This window comes from Pokkaliibacter sp. MBI-7, assembly GCF_029846635.1.
In the GTDB taxonomy this organism is placed as follows: domain Bacteria; phylum Pseudomonadota; class Gammaproteobacteria; order Pseudomonadales; family Balneatricaceae; genus Pokkaliibacter.
In genome coordinates this window covers 2,088,952-2,097,969 of sequence record NZ_JARVTG010000001.1, presented here as the reverse complement: position 1 = coordinate 2,097,969, position 9,018 = coordinate 2,088,952, and the positions used below count along the sequence as shown (strand labels likewise).

The 9,018-nt window shown below is 56.8% G+C and carries 9 protein-coding genes; 7 read left to right on the top strand and 2 right to left on the bottom strand.

Annotated elements, in window-relative coordinates; genetic code table 11:
* Nucleotides 1-81 precede the first annotated feature (81 nt).
* Nucleotides 82-1,758: an L-lactate permease gene (locus QCD60_RS09390; RefSeq protein ID WP_279784583.1), complete on the bottom strand. Its 1,677-nt coding sequence runs from the start codon at nt 1,756-1,758 to the stop codon at nt 82-84.
* Nucleotides 1,759-2,383: 625 nt separating this feature from the next.
* Here QCD60_RS09390 and rpmB point away from each other — a divergent pair.
* The 6 genes from rpmB (at nt 2,384) to QCD60_RS09360 (ending at nt 7,335) form a co-directional block, all read left to right on the top strand.
* Nucleotides 2,384-2,620, top strand: a complete 237-nt coding sequence (gene rpmB, locus QCD60_RS09385; protein ID WP_104155515.1) for a 50S ribosomal protein L28 — start codon at nt 2,384-2,386, stop codon at nt 2,618-2,620.
* An 11-nt stretch (nt 2,621-2,631) separates the two neighbouring features.
* On the top strand, nt 2,632-2,799 hold the full coding sequence (gene rpmG / locus QCD60_RS09380; protein WP_104155516.1) for a 50S ribosomal protein L33: 168 nt from the start codon (nt 2,632-2,634) through the stop codon (nt 2,797-2,799).
* Between the two features lie 267 nt (nt 2,800-3,066).
* Nucleotides 3,067-4,506 carry an ATP-binding protein gene (locus QCD60_RS09375; RefSeq protein WP_279784580.1) on the top strand — a complete coding sequence of 480 codons (1,440 nt, stop codon included), beginning with the start codon at nt 3,067-3,069 and terminating at the stop codon, nt 4,504-4,506.
* 11 nt (nt 4,507-4,517) lie between these two features.
* A complete protein-coding gene (locus QCD60_RS09370; RefSeq protein WP_279784578.1) occupies nt 4,518-5,906 on the top strand; it encodes a sigma-54 dependent transcriptional regulator in 1,389 nt (462 codons plus the stop codon).
* A gap of 274 nt (nt 5,907-6,180) precedes the next feature.
* Nucleotides 6,181-6,438, top strand: coding sequence for a PepSY domain-containing protein (locus tag QCD60_RS09365; protein WP_279784576.1), 258 nt, complete (start codon nt 6,181-6,183; stop codon nt 6,436-6,438).
* Nucleotides 6,439-6,783: 345 nt separating this feature from the next.
* A complete protein-coding gene (locus QCD60_RS09360) occupies nt 6,784-7,335 on the top strand; it encodes a DedA family protein (protein ID WP_279784574.1) in 552 nt (183 codons plus the stop codon).
* Between the two features lie 45 nt (nt 7,336-7,380).
* Here QCD60_RS09360 and QCD60_RS09355 read toward each other — a convergent pair whose 3' ends face one another.
* Nucleotides 7,381-7,746, bottom strand: coding sequence for a hypothetical protein (locus tag QCD60_RS09355; RefSeq protein ID WP_279784572.1), 366 nt, complete (start codon nt 7,744-7,746; stop codon nt 7,381-7,383).
* A 365-nt stretch (nt 7,747-8,111) separates the two neighbouring features.
* Here QCD60_RS09355 and QCD60_RS09350 point away from each other — a divergent pair, with 365 nt between their 5' ends.
* Nucleotides 8,112-9,005 (top strand): DMT family transporter, encoded by an 894-nt coding sequence (locus tag QCD60_RS09350; protein WP_279784571.1) that lies wholly within the window; start codon nt 8,112-8,114, stop codon nt 9,003-9,005.
* The last annotated feature ends 13 nt before the right edge of the window (nt 9,006-9,018 follow it).

The following is a 9,018-nucleotide window of genomic DNA, read 5'->3' as shown; positions in this document are numbered from 1 at the left end:
TGCACGGAATAGCCGACATAAAAACAAAAGCCCCGCGGTGCCATGCACCGCGGGGCTTTTGTGTTATTCAGGAACCGCGTCTTACAACATCAGCATGCCCAGCAGACCAGTAGCAATCAGGTAGTACAGGGTCGGCAGGATGGTACGACGCAGGGTCTGCCCTTCCTGACCGAGCAGACCGACCGTGGCCGAAGCGGCGACCACGTTGTGGATAGCGATCATATTCCCGGCCGCCGCACCCACCGCCTGCATGGCAACCATCACTACCGCTGACAGGCTGAGTGACTCGGCTACACCGTACTGGAACTGCGACAGCATCATGTTGGATACGGTGTTGCTGCCGGCGATAAAGGCACCGAGTGCGCCGATCCAGGCATCAAAGAAGGGATAGATATTACCCACCGAGTCGGCCACATAGTGGGCCAGCGCAATGGGCATGCTGGCAAGCTGCATGCCGTTGACGCCGGAGTTGATCATGATACGCACCATCGGAATGGTGAAGACCAGTACAAAACCTGCTCCCAGCAAGACACGGCTGGCTTCACGAGTGGCGCGGGCCAGTGCGGCGCTCTGCATACGATGCAGGAAGAAGGTGATGGCGACGACAATCACCATCAGCCCACCGGGCAGATAGAGTGGCTCGATGCTGGCGCTGATGCCCTGCTGATCAAGAATATTTTTCCAGCCAAAGCTCAGGCTTTTGGTCAGTGCTCCCAGTTCCAGAGCAGGAATGCGGGTCAGCACCAGCAGCAGTGCCACCAGCAGATAGGGCGTCCAGGCACGTAACAGACTCATGCCCGCCAGATGGCTGTCATCATGGTGGCCGTTACCATTGCCGTTGCTGAGTTTGCTGCTCCAGTCTGCCAGCCATTCGCTGCGTGGCGGGAAGTCCCATGTCGTTTTGGGTTGCAGGAAGCCGCGTTTGGCAGCGGGTACAACGATGGCCATACCGACCAGGGCTCCGATAATGCTGGGGAATTCAGGGCCAAGAAACAGCCCGGTCAGCATGTAGGGCACGGTGAAGGACAGCCCGGCAAACAGGGCGAATGGCAGGATTTCCAGCCCTTCTTTCCAGCTGCGGTTGGCACCGAAGAAACGGGTCATCATCACGACCATCAACAGCGGCATCAGGGTACCGACCACACCATGGAGGATAGCCACATGGTCAGTGATCTGTTGCAGGAACTGCGCCCAGTTGCTGCCATCCGCCAGTAACTGCTGCTCGATGCTGTCGTTCTTCAAACCTGCGGTGACGCCAATAACAATCGGGGTACCGACAGCACCAAAGGAAACCGGCGTACTCTGGATCATCATGCCGATCATGACTGCCGCCAGTGCGGGGAAGCCCAGGGCTACCAGCAAGGGAGCGGCGATGGCTGCAGGTGTACCGAAACCACTGGCCCCTTCGATAAAACAGCCAAACAGCCAGGCGATGATGATGGCCTGCACCCGGCGGTCAGGGCTGACATCAGCAAAGCCGGAGCGAATGGTGCGGATGGCGCCGGAGTACTGCAGTGCTTTCAGCAGCAGAATGGCACCAAAGATGATCCACAGAACCGAGGCCGTCACGACCAGACCCTGCAGGCTGGAGGCCGCAATACGCAAGGGAGTCATGTCCCAGCCTAGCCAGGCGATGGCCGCAGTCAGCAGAAAAACGAGAGGCATAGCGCGGCGTGCTGGCCAGTTCAGGCCCACCAGCAGAAAGCCAGCAGTGGCGATGGGCAACACCGCCAAGAGTGCTTGGATGGATGGTTGCATAGTCTTTTCCTGTAGTGCCTGGTAAGGCTGCCGTTGCATCACGGAGCAACGTTGTCGGCAACGAAAGGCAGTCATTGCGCCAGGCGGTTTATTTTTATTGAGCTGTCAGAAGTGTGCAGACCTATGACAGGGAGTGTTCACGACGAACCGCTGAGGCAGTGATGGCTGGAAAGCCACTCTGGCCTCAATGGTTCGCGGATAAACAGCACCATACGCAAAGTCAAACTGCTTGTTAAATAGACAAAGGTTGAATTTTGTAAAATGGTAATACCAATAAATGGCGTTTTTAGGCTATTTATAGACTAAAATCACTATTCTTAATTATTGGTATTACCAATATTCGATATGAACTCGGCGCTCGTCAGCAGGTGGTTTTGCACGGACGCAGGCCTGTTTTGATGGGAGTTGAGATGGCTGAGAAACGTGGCGGGGCGAGTAAAAAGTGAGCAGTTTTCTTGCTATTGGCAGGGGGGAGGGGTATCATGCCGCCCGCTTGTACCTGTGGTACGGGATTTTGCCCCTGAATGGTTGGGGTGCTCCGCCTGAGGCTGGGCCTGGGTTGACCCGCAAGGGACTCGGTAGCAGCCGATAATGTTTGGACAACAAGCAAATTAAGGTATAGATAATGTCTAAAGTTTGCCAAGTTACCGGTAAGCGTCCAGCTGTTGGTAACCACGTTTCTCACTCTAACATCAAGACCAAGCGTCGCTTCATGCCTAACCTGCACTACCATCGTTTCTGGGTAGAAAGCGAACAGCGTTTTGTGCGCCTGCGTGTATCTTCTAAAGGTATGCGTGTCATCGATAAGAAAGGTATCGATGCAGTTCTGACCGAAATCCGCGCTCGCGGCGAGAAAGTGTAAGGGGATAGATCATGGCTAAAGGTGTTCGTGAGAAGATCAAGCTCGTTTCAAGCGCTGGTACTGGTCACTTCTATACCACTACCAAGAACAAGCGCACCATGCCTGAGAAAATGGAGATCAAAAAGTTTGATCCCGTTGTTCGTCAGCATGTGAACTACAAAGAAGCCAAAATCAAGTAAGCTCTGGCTTCTTCTGATTGGATTCGTAAAGACAGCTGCCTCCGGGTGGCTGTTTTTATTTGTGCGCCTCCCTGTCGTTTACCCTTCCCGTATTTGACAACGCGTTGCCGGCAAAAAGCGGCTAGAATATTTCGCGTCTGTCTTACTGTCAGACGAGTTACCCTGCCAGCGCTTCTCCCATGCCGGGTGCTGGTACCCTCATCTGTTTGAAACACGTCGTCGGCCGTCCGTCTGGCCGGTGTTCCTTTGTCAAAGCCGAGGCATGAGATGCTGCGTTCTGTCTTTCTTCGCTCGGTATTGTGGCCAGTGCTGCTGGTCACGGTACTGTTGTTATTGGCTCTGGGGCTGTTGCTGGCCAAGTCCTGGCGCACACTGGAAAATCTCCAACCCGTCGAAGATCACCTGGAAGTGCTGGTGCAGCTGCAGACCACTGAGCAGCATTTGCAGCGTCTGGTGCTGGCTGAAGTCAGCCCGCTGCCCTGGGGGCTGTTGCAGGCGGACGTCAAACGTCTGTATGACATGAACGGCTTTATCGATCTTGACTCCAACGATCATCTGCGCAATGTGCGGCGGGTGCTGAACAACGCCGATCTCAATGACCACCAGCGGCTGCAGCAGTTGCAGGAGCTGCTGTTTACCCTGTCTGATGAAGAGCATGCCGCCCACCAGAATCTGCTGCGGCATGTACGGGCGTCTGCATGGCAGGAAGCCTGGCTGTCTGCCCTTGCGCTAGGGCTGTTCCCCTCGCTGGGTATCGGGCTGCTGTTCCTGATGCGTAAACGCATCTGGCAGCCTCTTGAGCAGCTGGGCCTGCTGATGACGGCACTAACCGACGAAGGCTACCGGCCTATGTCCACCGAGGATGTAGACCCGCTGCTGCAGACACTGTTCCGGCATTACAACACCATGGTAGCGCGCCTGGCAGAGCTGGAGCAGGAACATATCAGCCGCAATCAGCTGCTGCAGAATGAAGTGGAGCAGGCCAGCCGGACTTTGCTGCTGCATCAGCGTGAGCTGGCCACCGCTGAGCGTCTGGCGGCGGTGGGTGAACTGGGGGCCAGTCTGGCGCATGAGTTGCGCAACCCGTTGGCGGGTATTTCCCTGACCCTGTCCAATCTGCGTGCAGAGCTGGACGATGAGGATCAAACCGAGCGCCTTACTCTGGCCATCGGTGCGCTGGACCGGATGTCGAAGCAGCTCAACACACTGCTGGCGCAGACGCGGCAGCAGCCGGAGCCGCTGTGCCGCTGTCAGTTGCATCGCAGTATCGAAGAAATTGTCGCACTGGTGCGCTACCAGATTCCCGAGCACGTCCATATCCATAACAACATTCCCGAGCATATCCGTGTGCAGCTGGCCGAGGGCAGGTTGCATCAGGCCATTCTCAATCTGATTCTTAACGCGGCGCAGAGCCTGGATCATCAGCTGGGGCAGATCGTGCTCGACGCCACCGAAGATGCCGATCACGTGACGCTGACGGTAGCTGACGACGGTCCTGGCTTCCCCGCCGCATTGTTGAGCGGAGGGATTCGTACCTTTGCCAGCTTCCGCGAAGGCGGGACTGGTTTGGGGCTGGCGATGGTCCGGCGTTTTATGCAGGACATGGGCGGCGAGTTGCAGGTGGCGAACCGGGCAGAAGGCGGGGCACTGGTGTCGCTGCGCTTTCGCATCGGTGAGACCGGAGATTACCGCGAGCAGGCAGGCTAAAGGAGACCTAGATGGCCGATACCATAATGATCCTCGAAGATGAATCGTTGCTGGGCGCCGAGCTGCGTCGCCATTTTCAGCGTCAGGACTGGGAAGTGTGCCTGTGCTCCAGTCTGGCCGAGGCGCGTCACTGGTTGCTGGAGCAGCAGCTGGATCCGCTGGTAGTGCTGTCTGATATGAGCCTCGGCGATGGTAACGCCCTGAGCCTGCTGGAAGAGGTGCGCAAAGCGCAGCGGCCGCAGGAGTGGATCTTCCTGACAGGCTACGGCTCGATTCCGGACTCGGTGCAGGCGTTAAGACTGGGTGCTTTCGATTTTCTGGAAAAACCCTGTGATCTGGGGCGTCTGGATCTGGTGGTGCAGGGGGCTGCCCGCAGCGCCCGTGCCCAGCGACGTGTAGAGCTAATGAGCAGTAGCGATGGGCAGGGGGTGGATGCCTTCGTCGGTCGTAGTGAGGCAGCAGAGCGGGTGCGGGCATTGCTACAACGGTTACTGACCGTGCCGTTCAGTGCGCTGGCCATTACCGGCGAGACCGGGACAGGCAAGGGGCTGGTTGCACGTATTCTGCATCAGGGCGGTTTGCATCGTGACGGGCCGATGGTGGAGATCAACTGTGCGGCGTTGCCCAAGGAGCTGCTGGAATCTGAATTGTTCGGCCATGAAGCCGGTGCTTTTACCGGTGCCAAGGGACGTCGCCGTGGTCTGCTGGAGCAGGCCAGTGGTGGCACGTTGTTCCTCGATGAACTGGGCGAGATGGACATCGAGCTGCAGGCCAAACTGCTAAAGGCTATTGAAGACAAGCGTATTCGGCGTTTGGGTGGGGAACAGGAAATTCAGGTGGATGTGCAGATCATCGCGGCCACCCATCGCAATCTGCAGCAGCGGGTCGAGCAGGGCTCCTTCCGCGAAGACTTGTATCATCGCCTGAGTGTCTTTCAGCTCGAGCTGCCTGCGTTGCGGGAGCGTCTGGACGATATTCAGGATCTGGTCTGGCCGCTGGTGCATGAGTTCAATCTCAAGGCGAATCGCCGGGTACGGCATATACCGCCCGAGGTCTGGCAACGGTTGCGTCAGCATCACTGGCCGGGCAACGTGCGTGAGCTGCGCAATGTCGTGGAGCGATGCGTGCTGCTGGCCGAAGATGAGCGTTTTCCGCTGGAGTGGCTGCAGCTCGGTAAAAGCCATGAAGCGGAGCCGGCGCCGGTGATGAAGGCAGAGGTTCAGGGAGATGCTCTGGTGCTGCCGCTGGATGGCAGTATGGCGCTGGATGAAATGGAGAAGCACATCATCGAAACAGCACTGACGCGCCATGGTAATAATGTGGTGGCCACGGCCAGAGCCCTGGGGACCACGCGCGAAACCCTGCGCTATCGTCTGCAGAAGTACCACATCAAGATTTGATGCGTGTGGATTCGTCCGGCGCTTATGCATTGGCAGTGGGTAATATCACCCAACTGGTTTATATCAACCACCGATTTGCCGATGTGGTGGTTGATATCCACCATCTCCCGTTCGGTTTTTGCTCCTGATCAAGACGAAGCCCAGTAAAATCAAGGCTTGTAGGAGTTGGCACAGCAGATGCAATAGTACAGATGACTCTCTGGTCATCTCCCCGTCCGAGAGTTATGGCATGGGACGGGGAGATTCTCCAGACCGTAGAGGAGGATCTACTAAAATGTTGAAACATCGCGCTATTGCCACTTACGTTGCCGCTGTACTTTTCTCTGGCGGTGGTCTTGCAGAAGCAGACAGTGGTGTTACCCCCGAAAGTATCCAGCGTACAGCACTTGATGCATACCCCGGTAAGCTGCGTAAGGCAGTCAAGGTGCAGAAAGGCGGTATTGAAGTCTGGCAAATCCAGATTCACGGTAAAGACCTGCAGGATCACACCCTGTATTACAACGCCCGCAGCGGCGAAGAAATCGAAGCCTGATCCACTGCGCTGCTGATGACCTTGTTGTAAGTCGTCTTCAGCTAGCTGGGGCTGGTCGCTAAGCTGCTGTGTTGCTGAGCTCTCTTCTCTCTGATCGTTCGTGGGAAGTCGGGCTCCGCCATCTGAAATCATTCCTCAGCATCAAAGCGACGCGCATAGGTCATGATGAAGACGACATCATGACTTGTGCCGGCAGGTTTCCCTCAGATCGGCCTGTCTGATTTTTGTCCTGAATATCTCCCATTTTCCGAATTCGAGTTGGTTTACGATTTGTGCCCCGTCCTGTTCGGGGTTTTTTCGTTGTGCAGATTTTATGCTTCAGTGGTAAGGGAGGTCAGGTCACGCATGTATGGTTGGGAGTACTGGGTCGGTCATTATGGCTATCTGGCGATTGCCATTGGCACTCTGCTGGAAGGGGAAACCGTGCTGGTGCTGGCCGGTCTGGCCATTAGTCAGGGGCAGTTGCTTTATCTCAAGGTGATACTGCTGTCAGTCATCTGCAGCTTTATCGGAGATCAGTTCTGGTTCTGGCTGGGGCGGCGTTACGGCGATCGGCTGATCTATGCCTGGCCGCGCCTGCAGCCACGTGTGGAACGTATGCAGCGGCTGATCAGTCGCTACCACGCACCGGTGATTATCGTGAACCGCTTTCTTTATGGTTTGCGGGCGCTGGGGCCTGCGCTGTTCGGGACCACGCCGTTGCCGCTCTGGGTATTTGTCTTCTTCAATCTGGTCGGGGCGGTCATCTGGAGCATGGTGGTGGTCGGGGTGGGCATGGGACTGCATGAGTTCTGGAGCCGCTTTGCTGCCACCCTGCCCTTGGCGCTGGTGGCAGTGCTTTGTCTGATCGCTGTGGTGTTGTGGTGGCGGCGAGGCCGGCGTCAGCGGGCGGCGTGAGTTGGCTCACTGCTGCCCGCACGGTATCGGGGTGGTTGGTGCCTGTTAGTTGAGACGCTGTAATGGCAGCGTAATGGTGTTACCTGCATAGCCCAGATTGCTGTCGTGGGCGCGCAGATAGACCAGCTTGACGTTGTCCGGAATCATGACGCCTGTCATGGTTTGATTGCAGGGTTGCTCAGTCTGATCGTTCAGTGACATGTAAGTGATGGCCAGCACTTCGCCTTCTTCCGTCAAAACCTCCCATCGGTCGGCATAATGCTGGGCATTGGGTTTGTTGGTGTAGATGGTGACATCGAAACGCCAGCTGCCATCGCGCTGCTGACGGGCATCGGCATCAATGATATCCGCTTGCCCGGCAAAGCGATCAAGCGAAAGCAGCAGACCCAAATCGGAAATCGTTTGTTGCATGACTCTTCTCTCTGTACTAACCCCGCAAGCGCCGGTCGATCCACTGCAAAACTCAGTCGAGATGCCAGTGGTGACCTGTTGTCCGTGACCTGCCAACGGTCAATGCCATCCTTTGGGTCAGAAATGCTCTCAGTACCGCCAGCTTCAGCAACAGGCGTTACTGAGGCTGGCAGTCGTTTAAGTATGGTTCAAGGTCGCACAGTTGCACGGTCAAGATGTGGATTTATCTGTTTCTGTGCATGTCCTGTTGCTGAATCTGGCTTGACCGTCCGACAGGCTGAGCCGGATTTAAAGTTGTTAGTCAGATTGCATGCAATTTATAGTGGGCCGCCTGCGATGAAATTGCTGTCAGAGAGGATATCGCCATGACATCTGCCAAGACGCCGGCCAGCCCGTGGTTGGCGCTGGTGCCCTGGGCCTTCGTGCTGCTATGGAGTACCGGTTTTATCGGTGCCAAATACGGCCTGCCTTACATTGAGCCTTTCAACTTCCTGTTTATCCGCATGCTGCTGACCCTGGTGGTGTTTGCCATCCTGATTGGCTGGCAGCGCACGCCCTGGCCCAGCTGGTCAGAGGCCCGCCAGCAGATGCTGGTGGGAGCACTGGTGCATGGCTTGTATCTGGGTGGCGTGTTTGCTGCTATCAAAACCGGTCTGCCTGCCGGAATGACGGCCATTATTGTCGGGTTGCAGCCCTTACTGACGGCGGTAGTCGCCCGTTTCTGGCTGGCTGAGCGTTTGTCTCTCATGCAGCTGCTGGGCTTCTGGTTAGGGTTGCTCGGTGTGATTCTGGTGGTGCTTGGCCGGCAGGCTGCCGTCGGTGCTGTGCAGCCTGCCGGAATACTGTGGGCACTGGCTGCACTGCTGGGTATCTGTGCCGGTACCCTGTATCAGAAGCGCTACGGCGGGAAGGTGCCACTGCTGACAGGCACGTTCTGGCAGTACTGTGCAGCGGCGCTGATGATGGGGCTGATGACCTGGAGTACAGAGAGCGGCTCGGTGATCTGGTCACCCCAACTGCTGCTGGCCATGGCCTGGCTGGTGTTGGGATTGTCACTGACCGCGATTCTGCTGTTGATGGTGATGATCCGTGAAGGGGAGTCGGCCAGGGTGGCCAGTTACTTCTATCTGGTTCCCCCCCTGACCACGCTGGAGGGCTGGTTGCTGTTCAATGAGCATCTCAGCCTGTTGAGTGTATGTGGTGTAGGTCTGACCGCGGTGGCGGTATGGCTGGCGGTGGCCCGAGCGACCTCCGCCTGAGGTTCAGCCAGTT

What these genes read in the sequence shown, in the direction of transcription:
- rpmB (WP_104155515.1), top strand. Translation starts at nt 2,384, where the DNA reads ATGTCTAAAGTTTGCCAAGTTACCGGTAAGCGTCCAGCTGTTGGTAAC.
- QCD60_RS09375 (WP_279784580.1), top strand. Translation starts at nt 3,067, where the DNA reads ATGCTGCGTTCTGTCTTTCTTCGCTCGGTATTGTGGCCAGTGCTGCTG.
- QCD60_RS09370 (WP_279784578.1), top strand. Translation starts at nt 4,518, where the DNA reads ATGGCCGATACCATAATGATCCTCGAAGATGAATCGTTGCTGGGCGCC.
- QCD60_RS09350 (WP_279784571.1), top strand. Translation starts at nt 8,112, where the DNA reads ATGACATCTGCCAAGACGCCGGCCAGCCCGTGGTTGGCGCTGGTGCCC.
- QCD60_RS09360 (WP_279784574.1), top strand. Translation starts at nt 6,784, where the DNA reads ATGTATGGTTGGGAGTACTGGGTCGGTCATTATGGCTATCTGGCGATT.
- QCD60_RS09390 (WP_279784583.1), bottom strand. Translation starts at nt 1,758, where the DNA reads ATGCAACCATCCATCCAAGCACTCTTGGCGGTGTTGCCCATCGCCACT.
- rpmG (WP_104155516.1), top strand. Translation starts at nt 2,632, where the DNA reads ATGGCTAAAGGTGTTCGTGAGAAGATCAAGCTCGTTTCAAGCGCTGGT.
- QCD60_RS09355 (WP_279784572.1), bottom strand. Translation starts at nt 7,746, where the DNA reads ATGCAACAAACGATTTCCGATTTGGGTCTGCTGCTTTCGCTTGATCGC.
- QCD60_RS09365 (WP_279784576.1), top strand. Translation starts at nt 6,181, where the DNA reads ATGTTGAAACATCGCGCTATTGCCACTTACGTTGCCGCTGTACTTTTC.